We start from the raw sequence: 22,817 nt of genomic DNA on the forward strand, positions 1-22,817 counted from the left end.
GCCGGGGGGCCAAGTGGCAACTTCAATCTGGGCTTGGGCGGGTTTCGCCCTTTTCGTTCTCGTCCTCATCGCGCTCGACCTCGGGGTCGTGCACAAGAAGCCGCGCGCCGTGAAGGTCTCGGAGGCGCTGCTCTCCAGCCTGTTCTACATCGCCCTCGCGATGATTTTCGCCGTCGGCGTGTTCTATTTCCGGGGCGAGGCGGACGGCTGGGCCTTCCTGACCGGCTTCCTGATCGAGAAGAGCCTGTCGATCGACAATATCTTCGTCTTCGTGCTGATCTTCAGCCATTTCGCGGTGCCGGCGGAATATCAGCACCGGGTGCTCCTGTGGGGCATTCTCGGCGCCCTCGTCATGCGCGCCGTGCTGATCTTCGCGGGCGTCGAGCTGATCGCCAATTTCCACTGGCTGATCTACGTCTTCGGTGCCTTCCTCGTGATCACCGGTGTCAAGATGCTGCTGGCGGCCGACGCCGAGCCGGACATGGAGAACAACCGCATCATCGGCTTCATCAAGCGGCGCTTCCGCGTGACCGAGGATTTCGAGGGGGCCCGCTTCTTCGTCCGCCGCAACGGCCTGCTCTACGCGACGCCGCTGTTCCTGACCCTCGTCGTGGTCGAGGCGTCGGACCTCGTCTTCGCCGTCGATTCGATCCCCGCCGTGCTGGCGGTGTCGCAGGATGCCTTCATCGTCTTCACCGCGAATGTCTTCGCCATCCTCGGCCTGCGCGCGCTCTATTTCGCGCTGGCGGGCGTCGTCCACCGCTTCCATCTGCTGAAATACGCGCTCTCGCTCGTTCTCGTCCTCGTCGGGGTGAAGATGCTGGTGAACGGCTGGTTCGGCGCGAAGACGATCCCGACCGAATATGCCCTGATCGCGACCGCCGTGCTCGTCTTCGGCTCGATCGGCCTCTCGCTGCTGCGCAAGGCGCCGGAGGGCGAGGTCGCCCTGCCGCGCGGCTGGGTCGTCGGCTCGCCGCAGAAGGGCGAGGATCGTGGCGAGTCCTGATCCGGCCGATATCCGGCGTCGCCTGCGGCGGCTGGAAAAGCTGGCGCGTCTGATGGAGACGCGCTGGCGCCTGCCCATCGTCCGGGTGCCGGTCGGGCTCGATGCCCTGATCGGCCTCGTGCCCGGGGCGGGCGACCTGGTTTCGGCGCTGATCTCCGCCGGCATCGTGGTCGAGGGCGCCCGCCTGGGCGCCCGGCGGGGCACGGTGCTGCGCATGGCCGGCAACATCGGGCTCGATTTCGCCATCGGCCTCGTGCCCGTCATCGGCGACTATGCCGACGTGCTGTTCCGCGCCAATACCCGCAATATCGCCCTGATCAGGCGCGATCTCGCCAGAAGACACCCCGCGCTCGGTGAAGATTGACCTTCGCCCGTCATGCTCCACTGCCTATAGTGGCACCGTCCGAAGCGGGCAGACCGAAGCAACCGTCAGAGAAGAACCGTGAGCCAACAGACCCAGCCGGCGGCAGCCGCCGCCCTGCCCCTGTTCTACAGCAAGCCCGAAGTGCTGAACTCGGCACCCCATGCCCAATTGCGCGTCAAGGCGCCCGACAATCTGAAATTCGCCGCCAAGGCCAATTCGGTGCCCATCGTGGCCGAGGAATTCCTCGATTGCGCCGGGGCCTATCCGATCGTCTTCACGCAGGGCCCCTCGCCCGCCGCCGTCGCCATCGTTGGCCTCCGGGATAACGAGAACCTGTTCCTCGACCTGAAGAGCCGCTGGCTGCCGGGCTTTCCCGTGCCGGCCTATGTCCGGCGCTATCCCTTCATTTTCCTCGAGCTGCCGGAACAGGACCGCCTCACCCTCTGCATCGACCGCGGCGCGGCCAATGTCGTCGAAGGTGGCAGCGAAGGTCAGGCCCTGTTCGAGAACGGCCAGCCGAGCGACTTCGCCAAGGCGTCCCTCGCCTTCTGCGAAGCCTATCAGAAGCAGCTGATCGCGACCCGCGCCTTCGCCGAAATCCTGGTCCAGCACGACCTGCTGACCCCGCGCAATGTCGAGCTGAAGGACCGCAAGGGCCGCGCCTATACGATGGGCGGCTTCCAGGTCGTGAACGAGGACAAGTTCCGCGCCCTGCCGGACGATGTGGTGCTGGACTGGACCAAGCGCGGCTTCATGACCGCCATCATCGCCCATTTCATCTCGCTGCGCCGCTGGCCGCTGCTGGTCGAGCGCATCCAGGCCCGCCTCGGCTGATCGGCCTCGCATCCCGGTGCCGGGCCGCTTGCGGCACCGGGAATGTGATATTATAACGTCGGCATGACCCAGACCCCTTCCGCCGCCGATACCGGCGTTCCCGTCACCCTGCTCACCGGCTTTCTCGGCAGCGGCAAGACCACGGTGCTCAACGGCCTGCTACGCCATCCCGGCATGGCGCAGACCGCGGTCATCATCAATGAATTCGGCGAAATCGGCCTCGACCACGAGTTGGTCGCCAGCGCCCGCGACGACATGGTGCTGCTGAAATCCGGCTGCCTGTGCTGCACCGTGAAGGGCGATCTGATCGACGCCCTGCGTCGGCTGTTCCTGCAACGTGTGCGGGGTGAAGTGCCGGAATTCGAGCGCGTGGTGATCGAGACCACCGGCCTCGCCGATCCGGCGCCGATCATCCACACGCTGATGGCCGATCCGCTGGTCGCCGCGCGTTACCGGCTCGACGGTGTCGTCGCGACGGTCGACGCCGTTTGCGGCGATGACACGCTGAACCAACACGAGGAAGCGGTAAAACAGGCCGCCATGGCGGACCGTCTGCTGCTGACCAAGAGCGACCTCGCCGATGCCGCCACCCTTGCCGCGCTGGAGGCCCGCCTCGCCCGCCTGAACCCGGCGGCGCCGCGCCTTCGCGTGCTGCAGGGTGCCATCGACCCCGCGCAGATCCTCGACGTCGGCCTGTTCGATCCGGCGAGCAAGAGCGCCGATGTCGCCAGGTGGCTGAAGGCCGAAGCCTACGAGCATCACGATCACGATCACGACCACGATCATGACCATGGCGATCACGATCATCACGGCCACCATCACCACGACCCGAACCGACATGACGACCGCATCCGCGCCTTCTGCTTCGTGATCGAACGGCCGCTGGACCCCCTCGCCTTCGAATCCTGGCTGAACGTGCTGACCTCGTTCCGGGGCCCCAACCTTCTGCGCATCAAGGGCATCGTCAATCTGATCGGGCACGAGCGGCCGGTGGCGATTCACGGCGTGCAGCACCTGTTCCATCCGGCGGTGGAATTGCCCGCCTGGCCGGGCGAAGACAGGCGCAGCCGCATCGTCTTCATCACCCGCGATCTCGACGAAGCGGTGATTCGCGACACTTTCGCCGCCTTCACCGGCGATGCCCCGGCCGATTCCCCGCGCTACGACCCCCGTCTGAGCGGCCTTGCTTCGGGCTAATGGAGCCCTTTTTGGAAATCCGCCGGCTCGACCCGTCCGGGGTTTCCAAAAGGGCCCGGAGGTGACTACCATCACTGCCCTGCACCGGCGGCTATCCTATGGTCTTGCTGTCGCCGCCGCCGCGAGGCGGGCGCCATTCTTTGATGGAAGGCAGTCATGAACGAGTTCAACCGGATGTCGGGTCGGGGTTTTGGCGGGGCGTTCGTCGCCCTTGCCGGCACAGCCGCCGCCCTCGCGCTGTTCGGCGCCGGGGCGCAGATCGCCCGCGCCCAGGCGCCGCTGGCGCATCTCGGCACCAACGCGATCGCCGTGGTCGAGGATATCTCGGTCGCCGGGGCGGGCGTCGGCTTCATGGATTTCATCTATGCCGGCCAGACCATTGACCTCGGCACCGACGGCAAGCTGGTGGTGTCCTATCTCGAGGGCTGCCGCAGCGAGATTATCGTCGGCGGCAAGGTCAGCTTCGCCGCGACCGGCGCCACCGTGACCGGCGGCACGGTAACCCCCAGCGTCGCCACGAGCTGCGCCAATGTCTCGGCCCAGGTCGCCGCGAATGCCACCGAGGCGGGGGCGGTCGCGGTGCGCGGCACCGGCCTTGACGGCCTCGCCGACGAGATTCAGGACCGGGTCATCCGTTCTTCCGTTCCGGCCTTCAGCTGGCTGGCCGGCGGCACCGGCGATGTCCGTGTGTTCAACATCGGCCGCGTGCCGGCGGAACTCGTGTGGTCGGGCCAGGGCGAGAACGGCCATCTCGAATATCCGGCCTCGGCGCCGCGCCTGTCGGCCAATGTGCCTTACCGGGTCGAAGTCCGCTCCGGCGGGGCGATCATCGGCGTCGCGCGCTTCTCGATCGACCCGACCCTGAGCCTGCCGGACACGCTGGCCAACCGCCTGGTGCCGGTTGCCAAACCCTGACCGGACGGCCCGCCCGCCCCGCCCCTGGCTGCGGCGGGCGGGCCTGTCCACCGTGCTCGCGGCGCTGCTGACGACGGCGATCCTCGCCGGCCCGCTGGGTTTCCTCGCTCGCGCGGGCATCGACTTCGCCTTGCCGCTGCGCCATGCCCTGTTCGGGCCGCTGTTCCCGCCCGAAGCCTCGGACGTCGTCCTCGTCGCCATCGACGAGCAGACCTATCACATCCCCCCCTTTGACCAGACGCCCAAGGTCGCCTGGACGCCGCAGCTCGCCCGAATTATCGACGCCGCCCTCGCAGGCGGGGCCAGGGCCATCGGCTTCGACGTGGTCTTTCCGGTCACCCTCGACCGGCCGGACCTGTTGCAGGGCCGCGACCGGCCGTTCCTGATTGCGCTGCGCAAGGCGGCCGACGCCGGCAAGTTGGTGCTGGGCGAGGCGAAGCTCTCGCGCGAGGTGCTGCGCCCCCATGCCGCCCAGCGACTGGCGGCGCGGGGCGACGACAATATCCGCCTGCTCAACCTCGCCTTCGACGATGACGACGTGGTACGTTCCTATATCGCGCGCTATCCGCTGGAAGGTGGCGGCAGCGTCACCTCCTTCGGCACCGAACTCGCGGCGCGGGCGGGCTTTCCGGTGCCGGCGCGCGACTTCCTGATCAATTTCAACACCGGGCCGGGCGATATCCCGACCTATAGTCTCGCCGACATCCATGCCTGTATCGAGGCGGGCGACACCGACTATCTCACCCGCGCCTTCGCCGGCAAGATCGTCCTCGTTGGCGAGACTCTGGATATCGAGGACCGTTTCCGCGGTGCCAAGCGCCTCGCCCTGACCGAGGGCGACGCCAGCCGCGACCCGCCGCGCTGCCGCGTCGCCGCCGATCCCGAACGCTTCCGCCCGCTTGGCAGCCGCTCGTCGATGCCTGGGGTGCTGATCCACGCCGCCGCCATCAACACGATCACCAAGGGCGCGTGGTTACTGCCCCTGCCGCCGCCAGCCGAGGCGGCCATGAGCTTTGCCTGGTTCCTGCTGCTCGGCCTCGGCTTCTTCGTGCTGCGGCCGGCGATGGGCGCCCTGGTCGCGCTTGTCGCCGTCGCCCTCCTGTTTCTCGGCACGGTCGTCGCGCTGGCGGGGGGTGTTGTCGTGCCCGTGCTGCCGCTGGCCGGGGGCGCCATCGTCCTCTTCGCCGGGCTCTATGCCTATCGTTTCGTGATCGAGGACGGCGGCCGGCGCCGCATCCAGCACGCCTTCCGTCATTACCTCGCCCCCGCCCTCGTCGATCGCCTGGCCGAGGACGCGGGCGCGCTCCGCCTCGGCGGGGAGCGGCGTCAGGTCACCATTTTCTTCTCCGACATGGTCGGTTTCACCTCGCTCAGCGAGCGCCTCGCCGCCGATCCCGAACGCTTCGTCGAGGTGGTGAACCAGTATCTGACCGTGCTGACCGGGGCGATCGAAGCCCGCGAAGGCTATGTCGACAAATATATCGGCGATGCCGTCATGGCGGTCTGGGGCGCCCCGCTCAATCAGGACGAGGCGGAGCGCCTGGCCGCCGAGGCCGCGCTCGACGCGCGCACCGCCCTCGACCGCTTCAATGCCGAGGTGGTGGTTCCCCTGTTCGGCCTGAAACCGCTCGGCACCCGCATCGGCATCGCCAGCGGCGAAGCCGTGGTCGGCAACATGGGCTCGCGCACGCGGCTGAACTACACGGTAACCGGCGACGTGGTCAATCTCGCCTCCCGTCTCGAGGGGGCGAACAACCACTATGGCAGCCACGTCATCGTCTCCGGTCCGACGGCCGAGAAACTGGGCGACGCCTTCCTGCTGCGCCCCATCGACCGGCTGGTGGTCAAGGGCAAGACCAAGCCCGTGCCGATCTTCGAGCTGATGGGCCGCCGCAGCGAAGCCGGCCCCGCGCAACACACCCTCGCCGCCGCCTTCACCGCCGCGCTCGACCTCTACCTCGCCCGCGACTTCACCGCCGCCGAAGCCGCCTTCGCCCGCCTGGCCCCCACGGACCCCGTCTCCGCCCTGTACCAGGAGCGCGCGAAGCGTTACAGCGAGACCCCGCCCCCCGCCGACTGGGACGGGCGCTATACGCTGGAGACGAAGTAGAGGAGCAATGTTGCGCCCCTACAGGGTCACTCCCACTCGATGGTGCCCGGCGGCTTCGAGGTGATGTCGTAGACGACGCGGTTGATGCCCTTCACCTCGTTGATGATGCGGGTCGCGACGCGGGACAGGAAGGCGTGCTCGAAGGGATAGCTGTCGGCGGTCATGCCGTCGACCGAGGTCACCGCGCGCAGGCCGCAGACCTGGTCGTAGGTGCGGCCGTCGCCCATCACGCCGACCGTGCGCACCGGCAGCAGCACGGCGAAGGCCTGCCAGATCTCGTCATAGAGGCCGGCCTTGCGGATTTCTTCGAGATAGATGCGGTCGGCCTTGCGCAGGATTTCCAGCTTCTCGAAGGTGATATCGCCGGGGATGCGGATGGCGAGGCCGGGGCCGGGGAACGGGTGGCGGCCGACGAAGGCGGCGGGCAGGCCGAGTTCGCGGCCGAGAGCCCGGACCTCGTCCTTGAACAGCTCGCGCAGGGGCTCGACCAGCTGCATCCGCATCCGCGCCGGCAGGCCGCCCACATTGTGGTGCGACTTGATGGTGACCGAGGGGCCGCCGGAGAAGGAGACGCTTTCGATCACGTCCGGATAGAGCGTGCCTTGCGCGAGGAAGTCGGCGCCGCCGATGGCCTTGGCTTCCTGCTCGAAGACGTCGATGAAGGTGGCACCGATGATCTTGCGCTTACTTTCGGGATCGGTCACGCCGGCCAGCTTGTCGAGGAAGAGCGTGCTGGCGTCGGAATGGATCAGGCGGATGTTGTAATGGTCGCGGAACAGGGTCACGACCTCCTCCGCCTCGCCCGCGCGCATCATGCCGGTATCGACGAAGACGCAGGTCAGCTGGTCGCCGATCGCCTCGTGCAGGAGCACGGCGACGACGGAGGAATCGACCCCGCCCGAGAGGCCGCAGATCACCCTGCCCTTGCCGACCTGGGCGCGGATGCGGGCAATTTCCGCCTCGCGGAAGGCGTGCATGGTCCAGTCGGCCTTGCAGTCGGCGACTTCGTGCACGAAGCGGGAAATCAGCTTGGCGCCGTCCGGCGTATGCACCACCTCGGGGTGGAACTGGACGGCGTAGATGCGTTTCTCGTCATTGGCGATGGCCGCGAAGGGCGCGCCGGGCGAAGTGGCGACAACGCGGAAACCCGGCGGGATCGCGGTCACGCGGTCGCCATGGCTCATCCACACCTGGGGCGCGTCGCCCGCCTGCCACAGCCCGTCGAACAGGCGGCAGGATTCGATCACCTCGAGCTGGGCGCGGCCGAATTCGCGGTCGTTGCCGGGTTCGACCTTGCCGCCCATCTGATGGCAGATCACCTGTTCGCCATAGCAGATGCCGAAGATCGGCTTGCCGGAATTCAGGATTTCGTCCGGCGCGCGGGGGCCATCCGCCTCGGTCACCGAGGCCGGGCTGCCCGACAGGATGACCGCCTTGGGCTTCAGGCGCTCATAGCCCTCCTTGGCCTTGGCGAAGGGAACGATCTCGCAATAGACACCGGCTTCGCGGACGCGGCGGGCGATGAGCTGGGTCACCTGCGAGCCGAAGTCAACGATCAGAATGGTGTCGGTGGCGGAATGGACGGGGGGAAGGGCAATGTCGGACATGGCGCGGACGCTACTGATTTGCGGCGGCGCCGTAAACGGGCTTTTTGCGGCCCCTGCACTGCCCTCCACACAAGGATGAAGCGATCAATCGGCCGACAGACCGATGCCCGCCACGGCCGTCACCGGCTTGACCCTGGCCGCCCGGCCATCTTCCGCGTTTTCAAGCCGCCAGACGGCGCCTTCGAGCATCAGGGCCTGGAAATCGCTGACCACCATGGCGCCCGAGCGGAAGGCCGAGACGACCTTCCAGCCCCCGGTCCGGCGGCCGAAACGCAGCGCGGCCTCGGCGCGCTCCATCATGCTTTCGACAGCATCGCCGAACCCCTCGACACCAGCGATGCCGAAACTGAGCGTGGGCATTCGTGCTGCCTTGCCCGGTTCGGCGATGGCTTCTTCCCACAGGGCCTCGAGATCGAAGCGCATCTGTTCCATCGTCCGGCCGATGGCCAACATGCCAAGGCGACCTTCACTGAGTGAGCCAATGGTGTCGCCCGCGCAGGCGATACGTTCGATCCAATGTTCCGTCGCGCCCAGGCTGTCGCGCAGGCCGCTGGCGCGCAGGTCAATTTCGATGCGCACGAAAGTCAGCGGCTGGAACCGCATCCGCGCGGCGTCGAATGCCGCCCCGATGCTGTCGACGAAATATTCCGACGGCCCGACCCAGATGCGGCGCTTGGGTTCGACGCTGCTTGCCATTCAAGAATTCCCTGTATCAAACGCCTGAGCCCATACCCTGCGTTCCGTGACTTGCCGATTCAGCCGGCACAGCCGGAAACGCGGGTGCAATTGAGTCCAAATTGAATGTATTCATGATGCATTGCAAAAAAATTGCGCGGCCGCATTCCTAAATCCCGCATTCCGACATCACGCCACGACGGCTTTGTCGCAACGCATTGCACATTCATTGCGGCGCGATGCCACGCACCGGCCGCCGGCCTCCCAAGTCATTGATTTCTAATAAAATGACGGCGAAACCACAGGCGCGCCTCAGGGGTTCTCCTGACGATAACGCTGGATCGCGGCCTCGAGATCGCTGCGTTCATCGCAGCCCGCTGGGCAGAGACGGACGAGTTGTGACAATTGCTCCTCCGCCTTGGGTAGCATTTTCATCTCGAGAAAGGATTCGCCTAGATATTCGCGCGCGCCGCGATGATCCGGATCGAGTTTCAGCGCCCGCCAGTAGTGCTTCTGTGCCGCCTCGTAGTCACCGGACTTGCGATAGGCGAAGCCGAGCAGATTTTCCGCGTCGGCATTGCCCGGGTCGGCCCTGACCGCGGCGGTCAGACGGCGGATGGCCATCGGCCAGTCCTTCGCCTCGACCGCGGCCTTGCCGGCGGTGTAGTCGAGCGTGGCCGCGACCGAGGGCATGGTGGTTTCGGTTCCCGCGGCCTGGGCGAAAGGCATCCCCCGCAGGACAACCGTGAGAGCCAAAGACGGTAGAAGCAATGTTCCGCGCATGGCCGCGCATCTCCCCGAAATGGAAACCCGGGGAATGCTATGCTCAACCGGCGCTGGCGCGTGTGACGGCCGACACGAAAAAGCCATCCGTGCCCTGAGCGGCGGGATCGAGCGCGACGCCCAATCCGTTGTCCATGATTCCGGGCAGGGCCTGTTCGAGGGCAAGCGGGGCGAAATCCGGATGCCGGGTCAGGAAACCCGCCACCACGTCCTCGTCCTCCTCCATAAAGACGGAACAGGTGGCATAGACGAGGCGACCACCGGGGCGGACCAGTCGGGCCGCCTCGTCGATGATTTGGCCCTGCAGCTCGGCGAGTTCGGCGACGCGGTCCGGGGTCAGCGACCAGCGCGCCGCCGGATTGCGCCGCCAGGTGCCCGACAGGCTGCAAGGTGCGTCGACCAGCACGCAATCGAAGGCGCCGGCCTCCCGCGCCATCAATTCGGGCGAGATCGCGGCGGTTTCGACGAAACCGGCGATGCCCGCCCGCTCCAGCCGGGGCTTCATGCGCGACAGGCGCCGTTCCTCGACATCGAGGGCGAGGAGGCGCCCCTGCCCGTTCATGGCGGCGGCCAGCGCCAGCGCCTTACCCCCTGCCCCGGCGCAATAATCGGCGATGGCTTGACCGGGCCGCGCCGCGCAGGCCAGCGCGACGAGCTGCGAGCCTTCGTCCTGCACCTCGATCCGGCCTTCGGCGAAGGGGGCAAGCTGACCCAGCCGCTCCCGCCCCTCGATCCGGATGCCGACCGGGGAGAGCGCGCAGGGCACGGCCCTGAGGCCGAGACCGGCGAGTTCGCCCAGCACCTCTTCCCGCGTCGCCTTCAGCGTGTTCACGCGAAGGTCGAGCGGCGCGCGCCCGGCCATCGCCGCCATGACAGCGCCGAGCCGGTCGCCGAAGCGGCGGCGCAACAGGGGATCGAGACTTTCCGGGTAATCGCCCGCGACACAGTCCGGCACATCGCCGACCGTGGCGAGACGGCCAAGGCCCGCCCGCTCCGCCGCGCTCAAGGGCGCCGGGGCATGGCCCTCGCCCGTGCACCAGCCCTCCAGGGTCGCGGCATCGGTAAAGCCGCTGAGCACGGCGGCGGCCATGGCGGTCAGGCGGGGCGACGCGGCCTCGCCGGTCAGATGGGCGATGCTGCCCTGACGGCGCAGGGCGTACCAGACGATGCCATTGATCGCCGCGCGGTCCTGCTTGCCGGCATAGCGCCGGTTGCGGAAGTAGCGGTCGACGACGCGGTCCGCCGCCTCCGTCGCGGCGGCGATCTCGATCAGGATCTCGATCGCCGCGGAAATCCGGGCGGCGGGCTGCATGGGCTGGCCCTCAGCGGCCGCCCTGCGGGTAGTTCGGGCTTTCGCGCGTGATCGTCACGTCGTGGACGTGGCTTTCACGCAGACCCGCGTTGGTGATGCGGACGAACTGGGCGCGGTCCTGGAAATCCGGCACCGTGGCGCTGCCGGTATAGCCCATGGCGGCGCGCAGGCCACCGACCAGCTGATGGATCACGGTGTGGACAGAACCCTTGTAGGGCACCTGGCCCTCGATGCCTTCCGGCACCAGCTTCAGCGTGTCCTTCACTTCTTCCTGGAAGTAGCGGTCGGCCGAGCCGCGGGCCATGGCGCCCACCGAGCCCATGCCGCGGTAAGCCTTGTAGCTGCGGCCCTGGTACAGGAACATCTCGCCCGGCGCCTCGTCGGTCCCCGCCAGCAGCGAGCCGACCATGGCGACGGAAGCGCCGGCCGCGATCGCCTTGGCGAAATCGCCCGACAGCTTGATGCCGCCGTCGGCGATCACCGGCACGCCGGCCTTGCGGCAGACTTCGGCGACATCCATGACCGCGGTCAGCTGCGGCACGCCGACACCGGCGACCATGCGGGTGGTGCAGATCGAACCCGGGCCGATGCCGACCTTGATCGCATCGGCGCCCGCGTCCATCAGGGCGCTGGCGGCGGCGGCGGTCGCGACATTGCCGGCCACCACCTGGGTCTCGTTCGACAGGCGCTTGATCGCGGCGACGGCGTCGATCACGCGCTGGGAATGGCCATGGGCGGTATCGACGATGATCAGATCGCAGCCGGCGGCGATCAGCGCCTCCGCCCTCGCGAAACCGTCAGAACCCACCGTGGTCGCGGCGGCGACGCGCAGGCGGCCGGCGCTGTCCTTGGCGGCATTGGGGTGCTGCTGGGACTTCTCGATATCCTTCACCGTGATCAGACCGACGCAGCGATAGGCGTCGTCGACCACCAGCAGCTTCTCGATCCGGTATTTGTGCAGCAGCTTCTTGGCTTCACCCCGGTCGATGCCGTCCTTCACCGTGATCAGGTTGTCCTTGGTCATCAGCTCGGAAATCAGCTGGGTGTCGTCGGTCGCGAAGCGGACGTCGCGATTGGTCAGGATGCCGACCAGCTTGCCCGAGGCCGGCTCGACCACCGGAATGCCCGAGATCGAGAATTTGCGCATCAGGGCATGGGCATCGGCCAGGGTGCGGTTCGGCGCGATGGTCACCGGATTGACCACCATGCCGGACTCGAATTTCTTCACCTGACGGATCTGGTCGGCCTGCTGGTCGATGTCCATGTTGCGATGGATGACGCCGATGCCGCCGGCCTGGGCCATGGCGATGGCCATGGTGCTTTCCGTCACCGTGTCCATGGCGGCGGACATCAGCGGGATGTTCAGCTCGATCGAGCGGGTGATGCGGGTGCGGGTGTCGACCTGGGCGGGCAGTACGCTGGAGGCGGCAGGCGTCAGCAGCACGTCGTCGAAGGTGAGAGCTTCGCGGATCTGCATCTAATCCTCCGTGTGCAGCAAAAAGAGCGGTCCTGAATCGGGGTCGCGCTCTATAGCACGGGCGCCCGCCGGGGCCTAGCCGGCAGACGCAGGCCCGCCATGCGCCGCCCGATCACGACCGGAAGCCGGTCGCGACCACATACATTTCAGAAGAATCGCTGCGGCTGGCCGGCGGCTTCATGTGCTTGACCATGGCGAAATGCTTGCGCATGGCCGCCATCAGCTGGTTCTCGGAGCCGCCCTGCAACACCTTGGCGATGAAAGCGCCGCCCGGCTTCAGCACTTCGATGGCGAAATCGAGCGCGGCCTCGCACAGGGCCATGATCTTCAGGTGATCGGTCGCCTTGTGCCCGGTCGAGGATGCCGCCATGTCGGACAGCACCACATCCGCCGGCCCGCCCAGCAACTCGCGCAGCTTCTCGGGCGCGTCCTCGGCGAGGAAGTCGAACTGGATCACCTCGGCCCCCGGCAGGGGCGCGACCTCGGTCAGGTCGATGCCGACGACCTTGCCGTTGGGCGCGGGATCGCCGGGGCGGGAGCGGACGCGCACGCTCGCCACCTGACACCAGCCGCCCGGCGCGGCGCCGAGGTCGACCACGACGGCGCCGGGGCGCAGCACGCGCAGCTTGTCGTCGATCTCGAGCAGCTTGAAGGCGGCGCGGCTGCGATAGCCCTCGCGCTTCGCCGCCGCGACGTAAGGATCGTTCAGCTGCCGCTCCAGCCAGCGGGCCGACGAAACCGTCCGCTTCTTCGCCGTCTTCACCCGGACGTGCAGGCCCCGGTTCTGCCCCGAAATGCTGCCGCCCTTGCCGCTACCCTGCCCGCTCATGCCTTGCTGTCCGCCATCAAACCCATCAACACACCCTCGCGCAGCCCACGGTCGGCGATGCGCAGCCGCTTTTCCGGCCAGGCCTCGAGGATCGCCTCGAGAATGGCGCAGCCGGCCAGCACCAGATCGGCGCGGTCGCGGCCGATGCAGGGATTGGCGGCCCGCCCGTCGAAAGGCAGCGCCTTGATATCGGTGATCACCCGGTCGATCTCGTCCCGCGTCATCCAGCTGCCGTCGACGCGCGAGCGGTCGTAACGCGGCAGGTTCATGCGGACGGCGGCGAGCGTGGTCACCGTGCCCGAGGTGCCGAGCAGCTGGAAACCGAAGTCGCGCGCCGCTTCCCGCGCATCGTGGCGGGCGGCGAAGGGGGCCATGGCGTCGCGCACCTCGCCCACCATGCGGCCATAGACCGTGGCGTCGACCTCGACCCCGCCGAAACGCTCGGCCAGGGTGACGACGCCGAGGGGCACCGAAATCCAGTCCAGCATTTCCGCCCGGTCCGGCCCCTTGACCGCGAGCCAGGCGAGTTCGGTCGAGCCGCCACCGATATCGAACACAAGCGCACGGCGCCGGTCGGGATCGAGCAGCGGCGTGCAGCCGGCGACGGCGAGCCGCGCCTCCTCGGCCGGGGAAATCACTTCGAGGGCGATGCCGGTTTCCTGCCGCGCCCGGGCGAGGAATTCGCCACCGTTGGTCGCCCGCCGGCAGGCTTCGGTCGCGATGGCGCGGATATGGGTGACGCGGCGTCGGCGCATCCGCCCGGCACAGACCTGCAGCGCGTCGAGCGTGCGCTCGATCGCGGCATCGGCGATGCGGCCATGGGAGGCCAGCCCCTCGCCAAGACGAACGATGCGCGAGAAAGCGTCGACGATACGGAAAGTGCCGTGGCGTGCCGGCTCGGCGATCAGCAACCGGCAATTGTTGGTGCCGAGATCGAGGGCCGCGAACATCGGCGGATCGCCGCCGTCACCAGAATGGCCCGAAAAACCGGCGCGCAAGACGCCGTTCACGGGATCAAGCCCCTCGGGGCGCGAGTCCGACACGATTGACCTCGACCGATCGGGACAGCCCACGCTGCCCCACTTGCCCCCATGATAGCAGCTTTCCGGTGTTTGGGTAAAAAACGAGCAGCCCCGGAAGGATCAGGCGCTAGCCGTGAAAATTGGAAGACTGACCCGCATAATCGACATATCATCATTCATATATGATGTTTTATACATGACTAACCCATGATGACCGCCGCGCAAATGCGGGCTGCCCGCGCCCTTCTCGGCATCGACCAGCGCACCCTGGCCGAGCTGGCGGGCGTGTCGCTGCCCACGATCCAGCGCATGGAGGCCAGCGAGGGCAATGTCCGCGGCGTGGTCGAGAGCCTGACCCGTGTGGTCGAGGCGCTGGACCGGGCCGGGGTCGAGTTGATCGGGGAAAACGCGCCCAGCGCCGGTGGTGGCCGAGGCCTGCGCCTCAAGCCCGCCCGGCCGGTGGACGGCGTCTGACCCCATCGCGACGGCGACCGCCGACGTTTTGCCGACGATCCCCGCCGCAGGTTGCGGCCCGGCAGTCTTTGCTGCCCGAAGCAGTGGCAGTCCGAATCTGCCCCGAAGGAGTGATCGTCATGGCCGCGAGGCCCGCCGAACCCGGTTTCATCGAATTGTTCACGCCAAAGCTCGTGACCATCCTGCGCGAGCGTTACGGCCTCGCCGAATTCAAGGCGGACGCCATCGCCGGCCTGACCGTCGCCATCGTCGCCCTGCCCCTGTCGATGGCCATCGCCATTGCCTCGGGCGTGCCGCCGGATCGCGGCCTTTACACCGCCATCGTCGGCGGTTTCCTCGTCTCGGCGCTGGGCGGCAGCCGGTTCCAGATCGGCGGCCCGGCGGGCGCCTTCATCGTCCTCGTCGCCGCGACGGTCGATGTCCATGGCCTCGACGGCTTGCTGCTCGCGACCATGATGTCCGGCGTCTTTCTCGCCGCCATCGGCTTCCTCCGGCTCGGCACCTATATCAAGTTCATTCCCTATCCGGTCACGGTCGGCTTTACCGCCGGCATCGCCGTCATCATTTTCGCCAGCCAGATCAAGGACCTGCTGGGCCTGACCCTGCCGGGCAAGGAGCCGGGCGCGCTGCTGCCCAAGCTCGAGATGCTGGGCGGCGCGCTGACGACCGCCAGTCCCGCCACCATCGGCGTGACCGTGCTGACCGTCGGCACCATCCTGATTCTGCGGCGCTATCGTCCGCAGTGGCCGGGGATGCTGATCGCGGTCACCCTCGCCTCGCTCGTCGCGCTCGGCCTTGGTCTCGATGTCGAGACCATCGGCAGCCGTTTCGGCGGCATTCCGCAGTCGATCCCCCTGCCCAGCCTGCCGCCCGTCAGCCTCGAGAAGGCGATCGCCGTCCTGCCCGCCGCCCTGTCCTTCACCCTGCTCGGCGCGATCGAGAGCCTGCTGTCCGCCGTCGTCGCCGACAGCATGAGCGGGCGGCGCCACCGCTCCAACTGCGAACTCGTCGCGCAGGGCGCGGCCAATATCGCGTCGGGCCTGTTCGGCGGCATCTGCGTGACCGGCACCATCGCCCGCACGGCGACCAATGTCCGCGCCGGCGCCCATGGCCCCATCGCGGGGATGCTGCATTCCGTGTTCCTGCTGGCCTTCGTGCTGCTGGCCGCGCCGCTCGCCTCGGCGATCCCGCTCGCGGCGCTTGCCGGCGTGCTCGCCATCGTCGCCTGGAACATGATCGAGAAACATGCCTTCGCCGTCCTGTTGCGGACGTCGCGGGGCGATGCGGTGGTGCTGCTGACCACGCTGCTCCTCACCATCTTCCGCGACCTGACGGAAGGCATCGTCGCCGGCTTTACCCTCGGCGCCCTGCTCTTCCTGCACCGCATGGCGCAGTCGGTCGAAGTGGAGAGCGAGACGCCCTTCGTCGCCGAGGACCAGAGCGACAAGACCGATACCCGCCGCCAGGAGCGTTACAACCCCGCCCTGTCGAGCGACAAGGAGGTGGTGGTCCATCACATCACCGGCGCCTTCTTCTTCGGGGCGGCGGCCAGCGTCGGCGCCGTGCTCGACCGGCTGGGCGAGAGTCCGCGCGCCTATGTGCTCGATTTCGCCAATGTGCCCTTCCTCGATTCGACCGCGGCCGCGACCATCGAAGGCTTCCTGCGCAAGGCAGAGCGGCAGGGCGCCATCGTCTATATCGGCGGGGCGAAGCCCGCGGTGCGCCGGGTGTTGCTGGCCCATGGCGTGCGCCCGCCGCGTGCCCACTTCAAGTCGGACGTCGCCGATGCCATGATCGCCGCTCATCGAAAGGCCACGCCCGCGACCGCATGATCCGCCGCCTCTGCCTGCTTTTCCTGCTGCTGCTCGGCGCCGCCCCCGCGGCGGCGGAGCCACGGCCGCTCGACGCCGGGGACCGGCTGTTCATCCAGGCCAATGTGCAATGGACCGTCGGCCACGAGATCGGCCACGCCCTGATCGACCAGCTGCAGCTTCCCGTCTTCGGGCGGGAGGAGGACGCGGCCGACATGCTGGGCGCGCTGCTCCTCGTGCTGCGGCGGGATGCCGGCCTGCAGCCCGATTTCCGCGAGCGGCTGAAGGCCATCGCCGATGGCTGGCTGCTGGAATGGCTCGACGATCTGAAGCTCGACAGCAGCATTCCCTATTGGGACCAGCATTCCCTCGATATCCAGCGCCTGTTCACCTTCACCTGCCTGATCTTCGGCTCCGATCCCGAGCATCTGCGCGACCTCGCCGATACCGCGACCCTGCCCGTCGAGCGGGCGCTCTATTGCCCCGATGAATATGCCCTCGCCGCCCGTTCCATCGACTGGGTCAGCCAGCATTACGGCCGCCCGGCGGGCGAGATGCCGGCACCGGGCGCCGGCCGTTTCCGCGTGACCTATGAGACCGGGGGGGCGTCGCGCGTCCGCGACCTGATCGAGATCGTGCAGGCCGATCCCTTCGTGCAGGAGGCCGCGGACCGCCTGTCCGAGCGCCTTCGCCTGCCGCGCGACATCGGCATCGTCTTCACCGACTGCGGCAACCCCGATGCCTTCTATAATGCGAACACGGTCGAGATCGTGATCTGCTACGGCTTGCTCGAGCATTTCGCCGATTACGCCCGCCGCCGCCACGATCCCGCCCCGGGGCGAAGCCTGTGCGACGTGCCGGTGACGGGGATGCCCGCCGGGCGGCGCTACGGCTGTTCCGCGCCGGCCCCGCCCGCCCCGTAAAGCCACAAGAATTTGCGTCTTCCCTCGCCAACGGGGCAAGACATGGTACCATTTCGCCCAGTGGTCGGCGGAGGGCGATTCTTTTGCAATTGGCACGGCGGGAGCGTTCGGAAGGCACCATGAACGTCATGGCGGGCGCAAGAAGCGAGATCTACGGGCGGCTGGAAAGCGCGCGGCGGATCTGGTGCGTCGGCGCCATCCATGCCGATCTCAACCGTCTCGCCGTGCTGCATGACGCCCTCGCCGGGCGCTTGCGCCGGGGCGACCGCCTCGTCTATCTCGGCAACATGATCGGTCACGGCGCCGAGGCGATCGGCACCATCGACGAATTGCTGGCCTTCCGCCGCCATGTCCTGTGCATCGCCGGGATGGAGCCGTGGGACATCGTCTTCCTGCGCGGCGCGCAGGAAGAGATGTGGATGAAACTCGGCCAGTTGCAGTTCGCGCCCAACCCGCGCGAAGTGCTGCACTGGATGATCGGCCAGGGCGTGGGCGCCACCCTGCGCGCCTATGGCATCGAGCCGGACAGCGGTTTCGGCCATATCCGCGACGGCGCCGTCGCCATCACGCGCTGGACCTCGCGGGTGATGCAGGCGGTGCACGACCATCCGGGCCACGACGATCTGCTGTCGGGCCTGCGCCGCTATGCCTTCTCGACCGGCGAGGGCCTACTCTTCGTCAACGCCGGGCTCGACGCCGGCCGCCCCCTGACCGAACAGCGCGACGCCTTCTGGTGGGGCGGCCCCGGCCGCTTCGACGACGACGCGCCCTACGGCGACTTCCGCCTGATCATCCGGGGTTTCGACCGCAACCGCGGCGGCGTGATCATGGGCCAGCACCGCGTCACCATCGACGGCGGCTGCGGCTTCGGCGGCACCCTCGCCGCCGCCTGCTTCCAGCCCGACGGCGACCTCGACGACTGGATCGAGGTCTGAGCGGCTGGGGGGCACCATCACCCTCCTCAGTTTCCGAGCCCCAATCCGTAAAGCGTTCCTTTACAGGAAACGGATCGGAAGCTAGAATGTGTCATGAAGATCCGGAATGTGTTGCACAAGGGCTTGCGTCGCCTCATCGAGGATGACGATGCCTCCGGCGTGCAGCCCGCCGTCGCGGACAAACTCCGCCGTATCGTTTCCTTCCTTCAGGACATGGCGCAGGAAGACGAGTTGCGCGCGGTGCCAAGCTGGAAAGCGCATCTGCTGACCGGCGACCGCAAGGGCATATGGAGCCTGTTCGTGACGAAGAACTGGCGCATCACGTTTCGCATCGACCACGACGAGATCGAGATCGTCGACCTCGACTATGAGGACTACCACTAGGAAAGGACCACGAGCATGACCCAGGGCATCCGGATGAAAAATCCCGCCCATCCCGGCGGCTTCGTGAGGAGCGAGATTGTCGAGGCCCTTGGCCTGACCGTGACGGACGCGGCGGCGGCGCTGGGCGTGACCCGGCCCGCGCTGTCGGCGCTGCTGAACGAGCGCGCGCATCTCTCGCCTGAAATGGCCCTGCGGATCGAAAAGGCCTTCGGCGTTTCGATGGACACGCTGATGCGGATGCAGAACAGCTTCGATATCGCGGAAACCCGAAAACGGGAAGCGGAAATCAAGGTCGCGCCCTTCAGGGGCAATCTCGCAACCCGAGAGCCGGGGCACATTTGACGAAAAACAGGCCCGTGACCCGGCCGCGCTGGCGAATAACGTCAAGGCGCTGAAAGGCAGCGACGCCATCCGGCTGGTCGAGGCCACCGAAGACACCGCCGACCTCGCCACCGTCGACCGCTACCGAGCCCGCCTCGCCGCCGGCGAGGAGGAAGCTCTGCCCGCCGACATGGTCAAGCGCATGCTCGACGGCGAAAGCCCACTCAAACTCTGGGCGAACACCGTGGCCTCAGCGCAAGGGCTCTGGCCGACAGGGCCGGCCTGTCCCAGGCCTATGTCAGCCAGATCGAAACCGGCAAACGCGAAGGCTCGATCAGCGCGATGAAGGTACTCGCCGGGGCGCTGAATGTCGGGCTGGATGATCTGGTGTGATGGCGGTGTGTCGCCTGGAGATAAGGCAACCGGCAGCCTGATGCCATGCCCGATCTGATCAGTTAGATATAGCGTCCCCGAAACTCCATGCCCGATCTGATCAGTTAGATATAGCGTCCCCGAAACTCCGCGTCCCCGAAACTCCCCCGAAACTCCTTGCTCATTTTATTCTCCAGGCATCCTCTGGCCGCCTTCTGCGCCGACCCAGGAGAGGGGATAGATATTGGATAAGAAAATACATATAGATAGCGATATAATATTAATTATTAATGATGCATCTGATTCGTGGGATCTATTTGAGAAAAATGAATATTTGTTTATTTCTATATTATCAAATATCTGAGCAATTAATATTATTGAGAACAAGGCAAGGCAGAATGATTTTTGGGTTCCATTTATTGTTGATTCCGGTTTTCTTCTATATTTCATAAATAATGATAATGTATAGTTTAAGGTAACGATAAACAAGAATGAAAGAAATGAGAAACTATATATCTGGAAAACGAACATTGCTCGTTGGCAATCATTCATTATGCTCTTTATATAGTATTGTGTACTATTTATAGCCGGGATGAAAGACAGGACGTAAAATTTAAAAGAATATATGTAGGATTCATCGCAGGATGAATTACTATTTGTTAAAATAATGTAATTAATGATGTTGGAAAGGAGAAATATTATTGGAGAAAAATAGAGGTAAGCTTTAATCGTCGACATTTCGGGTCTTCCGGGTTGGCAATCTCGCTCGAAAGGGCATTTTAATCGGTGAAACTGGTGATTTGCAATTTGTGGAAATTAAAGGGACGCTATACCCATCCCCCTCACCCGACCTCGATCTGTTCCGGATGCGTGATCGTCATCGCGGGGCCGTTGCGGGCTTCGAGCCAGCCGCGCAGGCGTAAGGTCTTGCCGGCGTAAGTGGCCGGGTCGATGCCGGCGGCGGTGAAGAGGGGGAGGTCGGAAGCGGCGATGCTGGCGGTGAAGTCGTTGGCGTGGTCGCGGCCGAAGTTGAGGAACCAGCGGCCACCGCCCGCCGCCGAGCGCAGCACGCGGCCTTCGACGAGGAGATAGCCCGGCACCTTGTCCACGGCGGCGAGAAGGTCGGTCTCGTCCGCCTTGCGGATGCGGTAGGTGGCGTCGGCCCAAAGGCCAAGGGCGGCGGCGCGGGCGGCGGCTTCCAGTGCCAGCATCTCGGCGGCGAGGGCGCGGTTGTCCTTGAAGGTATAGACCCGGGCCAAGCCGGCCTCGAGCATGGCGCCCTGAAGCCACAGCCCCTCCTCCGTCACGAGATGGGCGAGGATACGGCCGTGGCGGTCCTGACGGGCGCCGCCGGCAAAGAGCCGGACCCGGCGCCCGGCGCAGAGGGTGGCGAGATGGGCCTTGGCCTCCGGCCCGAGGGGCCAGGTCGGATAGCCGGGCCGGCCGAGCGGCAGTTTCGGCGCCTGGGTGCCAACGAAGCGGACCTGCTTGCCCCCGGCGAGGCGGACCGTGTCGCCGTCGACGACCTCGGCCACCTTGCCGGTGCCGATGTCCGTCAGGCCCGGCGGCAGGGCCGGCCCCTCGCCCGCCCGCGCCATCCGGCCGGGCAGCAGCAGCGCGGCGCCGAGCCCGAGCAGAAACCGCCGGTCGATGCCCACGCCATCCTTCGTTTCCACCATCCGCGCTGTCCCCGCCGCCGGTCTGCCATGCCGAGAGACTAGAGCATGTTTGCCGGCGCCCGCCTAGAATGCGGCCGCATTCGAGTCGGAAGCGAGGCACGGACATGGTGGCACAGGCGCGCAGCGGCGGGCAGATTCTCGTCGATCAGCTGGCGATCAACGGCGTGCGCCGCATCTTCCTCGTCCCCGGCGAGAGTTACCTCGCCGCCCTCGACGCCCTGCACGACCACGCCGACGAGATCGAAGGCGTGGTCTGCCGTCAGGAAGGCGGCGCCGCCTTCATGGCCGAGGCCCACGCCAAGCTGACCGGCGAGACCGGCGTCTGCTTCGTCACCCGTGGCCCCGGCGCCTGCAACGCGGCGATCGGCGTCCACACGGCGATGCAGGATTCGACGCCGATGATCCTGCTGATCGGCCAAGTCGCCCGCGATGCCCGCCACCGCGAGGCGTTTCAGGAAATCGACGTCGACCGGCTGTTCGGCTGGACGACGAAATGGGCGGTCGAGGTGAACGACGCCCGCCGCCTGCCCGAGCTGATCGCCCGCGCCTTCCAGATCGCGACCAGCGGCCGGCCCGGCCCCGTCGCCATTTCCCTGCCCGAAGACATGCTGACCGACATGGTCGAGGTCGCGGACGCGCCGCCCGCCTTCGCCCTGTCGCCGGTGCCCGCGCCCGCCGACATCGCCCGCATGGCCGAAATGATCGCGGCAGCGAAACGCCCGCTGATGATCGTCGGCGGCGGCGACTGGACGGCGGCGGGGGCGAATGCCATCCGCGCCTTCGCCAGCCGCTTCGATCTGCCCACCGCCTGCAGCTTCCGCCGGCAGGATGTGGTCGACAACAGCCTGCCGATCTATGTCGGCGAACTCGGCACCTCGGTCGATCAGCGGCTGATCGCCCGCATCCGCGAGGCCGATCTCGTCATCGCGGTCGGCACCCGATTGTCCGAAATCACAACGCAAGGCTATACGCTGCTGGATGTGCCGGTGCCGGCGGCGCCGCTGATCCACATCCACCCGGATCTTGGCGAACTCGGCCGGATCTACCGCCCGGCGCTGGCGATCAACGCCGGCTGCGATGCCTTCGCCGAGGCCGCCGCCGCCCTGCCCGCGCCCACCATCACCTGGGCCGATTGGACCGCCAGCGTCCGCGCCGATTACGAGGCCAGCCTCGCCCCCGGCTCCAGCCCCGGCCCGCTCGACATGAACACGGTGATGGCGGTGCTGAAGAACCGCTTGCCGGCGGATACGGTGATGGTCAACGACGCCGGCAATTTCACCGGCTGGCTGCAACGCTTCTGGACCTATCGGCATTTCAAGAGCCAGCTCGGCCCCTGCAACGGCGCCATGGGTTATGGCGTGCCGGCCGCCGTCGGCGCCGCCATCGAATGCGCGGGCGAGCGCACGGTGGTCTGTTTCGTCGGCGACGGCGGCTTCATGATGACCGGACAGGAACTGGCGACCGCGATCCGCCATGGCGCCGCGCCGCTGATCATCGTCGTCGACAATGGCACCTTCGGCACGATCCGCATGCATCAGGAACGCCATTACCCCGGCCGCGTGGTGGCGACCGACCTCGCCAACCCCGATTTCGCCGCCCTCGCCCGCGCCTACGGCGCCTTCGGCGTGACGGTGAGCGAGACGAAAGCCTTCGCCCCCGCCCTTGAGGAGGCGCTGGCGGCGACGGAACAGGGCCTGCCCGCCCTGCTCTGCCTCAAGCTCGGCATCGAGGTGATTTCCACCCGCACCACCCTGACCCGGCTGCGTGGCCGGTGAGGGCGATTTTTC

The 22,817-nt window shown here is 66.9% G+C and carries 22 protein-coding genes; 14 read left to right on the forward strand and 8 right to left on the reverse strand.

The features are described 5' to 3' along the window. Window positions 1-13 precede the first annotated feature (13 nt). The 6 genes from DKG74_RS12850 to DKG74_RS12875 all read left to right on the forward strand — a co-directional run bounded on the left by DKG74_RS12850 (window position 14) and on the right by DKG74_RS12875 (window position 6,426). On the forward strand, window positions 14-1,006 hold the full coding sequence (locus DKG74_RS12850) for a TerC family protein (protein ID WP_243404124.1): 993 nt from the start codon (window positions 14-16) through the stop codon (window positions 1,004-1,006). Then, window positions 993-1,370 carry a DUF4112 domain-containing protein gene (locus DKG74_RS12855; protein WP_109906430.1) on the forward strand — a complete coding sequence of 126 codons (378 nt, stop codon included), beginning with the start codon at window positions 993-995 and terminating at the stop codon, window positions 1,368-1,370. The genes DKG74_RS12850 and DKG74_RS12855 overlap by 14 nt, the downstream gene beginning before the upstream one ends. A gap of 78 nt (window positions 1,371-1,448) precedes the next feature. Beyond that, window positions 1,449-2,204: a SapC family protein gene (locus DKG74_RS12860; protein WP_109906432.1), complete on the forward strand. Its 756-nt coding sequence runs from the start codon at window positions 1,449-1,451 to the stop codon at window positions 2,202-2,204. A gap of 63 nt (window positions 2,205-2,267) precedes the next feature. Beyond that, complete coding sequence (locus DKG74_RS12865) at window positions 2,268-3,401, forward strand: CobW family GTP-binding protein (RefSeq protein WP_109906434.1); 1,134 nt, start codon at window positions 2,268-2,270, stop codon at window positions 3,399-3,401. Window positions 3,402-3,557: 156 nt separating this feature from the next. Next, complete coding sequence (locus tag DKG74_RS12870; protein ID WP_109906436.1) at window positions 3,558-4,316, forward strand: hypothetical protein; 759 nt, start codon at window positions 3,558-3,560, stop codon at window positions 4,314-4,316. Beyond that, entirely contained in the window at window positions 4,303-6,426 is a 2,124-nt protein-coding gene (locus DKG74_RS12875) for an adenylate/guanylate cyclase domain-containing protein (protein WP_109906438.1), read from the forward strand. The genes DKG74_RS12870 and DKG74_RS12875 overlap by 14 nt, the downstream gene beginning before the upstream one ends. Before the next feature lie 26 nt (window positions 6,427-6,452). On the opposite strand, the gene guaA is transcribed toward DKG74_RS12875, so the two are convergent. The 7 genes from guaA to DKG74_RS12910 form a co-directional block, all read right to left on the reverse strand. Next, a complete protein-coding gene (guaA, locus tag DKG74_RS12880; protein ID WP_109906440.1) occupies window positions 6,453-8,033 on the reverse strand; it encodes a glutamine-hydrolyzing GMP synthase in 1,581 nt (526 codons plus the stop codon). An 84-nt stretch (window positions 8,034-8,117) separates the two neighbouring features. Then, the gene (locus DKG74_RS12885) at window positions 8,118-8,729 is read right to left on the reverse strand and encodes a PleD family two-component system response regulator (protein ID WP_109906442.1); all 612 of its coding nucleotides are present in this window, start codon (window positions 8,727-8,729) and stop codon (window positions 8,118-8,120) included. A gap of 291 nt (window positions 8,730-9,020) precedes the next feature. Next, entirely contained in the window at window positions 9,021-9,401 is a 381-nt protein-coding gene (locus DKG74_RS12890) for a tetratricopeptide repeat protein (RefSeq protein WP_165837668.1), read from the reverse strand. 133 nt (window positions 9,402-9,534) lie between these two features. Then, a complete protein-coding gene (locus tag DKG74_RS12895; protein ID WP_109906446.1) occupies window positions 9,535-10,803 on the reverse strand; it encodes an RsmB/NOP family class I SAM-dependent RNA methyltransferase in 1,269 nt (422 codons plus the stop codon). Between the two features lie 10 nt (window positions 10,804-10,813). Then, on the reverse strand, window positions 10,814-12,280 hold the full coding sequence (guaB, locus tag DKG74_RS12900; protein ID WP_109906448.1) for an IMP dehydrogenase: 1,467 nt from the start codon (window positions 12,278-12,280) through the stop codon (window positions 10,814-10,816). Between the two features lie 112 nt (window positions 12,281-12,392). Continuing rightward, window positions 12,393-13,109: an RlmE family RNA methyltransferase gene (locus tag DKG74_RS12905; protein ID WP_109906450.1), complete on the reverse strand. Its 717-nt coding sequence runs from the start codon at window positions 13,107-13,109 to the stop codon at window positions 12,393-12,395. Continuing rightward, a complete protein-coding gene (locus tag DKG74_RS12910) occupies window positions 13,106-14,152 on the reverse strand; it encodes a Ppx/GppA phosphatase family protein (RefSeq protein WP_243404125.1) in 1,047 nt (348 codons plus the stop codon). Before DKG74_RS12910 ends, DKG74_RS12905 begins: the two co-directional genes overlap by 4 nt. Window positions 14,153-14,338: 186 nt before the next feature. Between DKG74_RS12910 and DKG74_RS12915 the strand changes: the two genes are divergently transcribed. The 7 genes from DKG74_RS12915 (at window position 14,339) to DKG74_RS22520 (ending at window position 19,372) form a co-directional block, all read left to right on the forward strand. Then, on the forward strand, window positions 14,339-14,605 hold the full coding sequence (locus DKG74_RS12915) for a helix-turn-helix domain-containing protein (protein WP_109906452.1): 267 nt from the start codon (window positions 14,339-14,341) through the stop codon (window positions 14,603-14,605). A 119-nt stretch (window positions 14,606-14,724) separates the two neighbouring features. Next, on the forward strand, window positions 14,725-16,437 hold the full coding sequence (locus DKG74_RS12920; RefSeq protein WP_109906750.1) for a SulP family inorganic anion transporter: 1,713 nt from the start codon (window positions 14,725-14,727) through the stop codon (window positions 16,435-16,437). Then, window positions 16,434-17,339 carry a DUF4344 domain-containing metallopeptidase gene (locus DKG74_RS12925; RefSeq protein WP_109906454.1) on the forward strand — a complete coding sequence of 302 codons (906 nt, stop codon included), beginning with the start codon at window positions 16,434-16,436 and terminating at the stop codon, window positions 17,337-17,339. Before DKG74_RS12920 ends, DKG74_RS12925 begins: the two co-directional genes overlap by 4 nt. A 119-nt stretch (window positions 17,340-17,458) precedes the next feature. After that, window positions 17,459-18,274, forward strand: a complete 816-nt coding sequence (locus tag DKG74_RS12930) for a hypothetical protein (RefSeq protein WP_243404126.1) — start codon at window positions 17,459-17,461, stop codon at window positions 18,272-18,274. Window positions 18,275-18,367: 93 nt separating this feature from the next. Then, window positions 18,368-18,658: a type II toxin-antitoxin system RelE/ParE family toxin gene (locus tag DKG74_RS12935; RefSeq protein WP_109906456.1), complete on the forward strand. Its 291-nt coding sequence runs from the start codon at window positions 18,368-18,370 to the stop codon at window positions 18,656-18,658. Window positions 18,659-18,673: 15 nt separating this feature from the next. Further along, a complete protein-coding gene (locus DKG74_RS12940; RefSeq protein ID WP_109906458.1) occupies window positions 18,674-19,000 on the forward strand; it encodes a HigA family addiction module antitoxin in 327 nt (108 codons plus the stop codon). Between the two features lie 210 nt (window positions 19,001-19,210). After that, window positions 19,211-19,372, forward strand: a complete 162-nt coding sequence (locus tag DKG74_RS22520) for a helix-turn-helix domain-containing protein (protein WP_207779353.1) — start codon at window positions 19,211-19,213, stop codon at window positions 19,370-19,372. 821 nt (window positions 19,373-20,193) lie between these two features. Here the strand turns inward: DKG74_RS22520 and DKG74_RS12950 are convergent. Then, complete coding sequence (locus DKG74_RS12950) at window positions 20,194-21,030, reverse strand: thermonuclease family protein (protein WP_109906460.1); 837 nt, start codon at window positions 21,028-21,030, stop codon at window positions 20,194-20,196. Between the two features lie 104 nt (window positions 21,031-21,134). Between DKG74_RS12950 and DKG74_RS12955 the strand changes: the two genes are divergently transcribed. After that, window positions 21,135-22,805, forward strand: coding sequence for a thiamine pyrophosphate-binding protein (locus tag DKG74_RS12955; RefSeq protein WP_109906462.1), 1,671 nt, complete (start codon window positions 21,135-21,137; stop codon window positions 22,803-22,805). Window positions 22,806-22,817 lie beyond the last annotated feature (12 nt).

Source organism: Zavarzinia aquatilis, assembly GCF_003173035.1.
Lineage (GTDB): Bacteria > Pseudomonadota > Alphaproteobacteria > Zavarziniales > Zavarziniaceae > Zavarzinia > Zavarzinia aquatilis.

Excerpts from the sequence above, each read along its gene's own strand:
- DKG74_RS12925 (WP_109906454.1), top strand. The coding sequence starts at position 16,434 with ATGATCCGCCGCCTCTGCCTGCTTTTCCTGCTGCTGCTCGGCGCCGCC.
- DKG74_RS12950 (WP_109906460.1), bottom strand. The coding sequence starts at position 21,030 with ATGGTGGAAACGAAGGATGGCGTGGGCATCGACCGGCGGTTTCTGCTC.
- DKG74_RS12920 (WP_109906750.1), top strand. The coding sequence starts at position 14,725 with ATGGCCGCGAGGCCCGCCGAACCCGGTTTCATCGAATTGTTCACGCCA.
- DKG74_RS12940 (WP_109906458.1), top strand. The coding sequence starts at position 18,674 with ATGACCCAGGGCATCCGGATGAAAAATCCCGCCCATCCCGGCGGCTTC.
- DKG74_RS12955 (WP_109906462.1), top strand. The coding sequence starts at position 21,135 with ATGGTGGCACAGGCGCGCAGCGGCGGGCAGATTCTCGTCGATCAGCTG.
- guaB (WP_109906448.1), bottom strand. The coding sequence starts at position 12,280 with ATGCAGATCCGCGAAGCTCTCACCTTCGACGACGTGCTGCTGACGCCT.
- DKG74_RS12915 (WP_109906452.1), top strand. The coding sequence starts at position 14,339 with ATGATGACCGCCGCGCAAATGCGGGCTGCCCGCGCCCTTCTCGGCATC.
- guaA (WP_109906440.1), bottom strand. The coding sequence starts at position 8,033 with ATGTCCGACATTGCCCTTCCCCCCGTCCATTCCGCCACCGACACCATT.
- DKG74_RS12930 (WP_243404126.1), top strand. The coding sequence starts at position 17,459 with ATGAACGTCATGGCGGGCGCAAGAAGCGAGATCTACGGGCGGCTGGAA.
- DKG74_RS12895 (WP_109906446.1), bottom strand. The coding sequence starts at position 10,803 with ATGCAGCCCGCCGCCCGGATTTCCGCGGCGATCGAGATCCTGATCGAG.
- DKG74_RS12870 (WP_109906436.1), top strand. The coding sequence starts at position 3,558 with ATGAACGAGTTCAACCGGATGTCGGGTCGGGGTTTTGGCGGGGCGTTC.
- DKG74_RS12885 (WP_109906442.1), bottom strand. The coding sequence starts at position 8,729 with ATGGCAAGCAGCGTCGAACCCAAGCGCCGCATCTGGGTCGGGCCGTCG.
- DKG74_RS12865 (WP_109906434.1), top strand. The coding sequence starts at position 2,268 with ATGACCCAGACCCCTTCCGCCGCCGATACCGGCGTTCCCGTCACCCTG.
- DKG74_RS12905 (WP_109906450.1), bottom strand. The coding sequence starts at position 13,109 with ATGAGCGGGCAGGGTAGCGGCAAGGGCGGCAGCATTTCGGGGCAGAAC.
- DKG74_RS12890 (WP_165837668.1), bottom strand. The coding sequence starts at position 9,401 with ATGCCCTCGGTCGCGGCCACGCTCGACTACACCGCCGGCAAGGCCGCG.
- DKG74_RS12935 (WP_109906456.1), top strand. The coding sequence starts at position 18,368 with ATGAAGATCCGGAATGTGTTGCACAAGGGCTTGCGTCGCCTCATCGAG.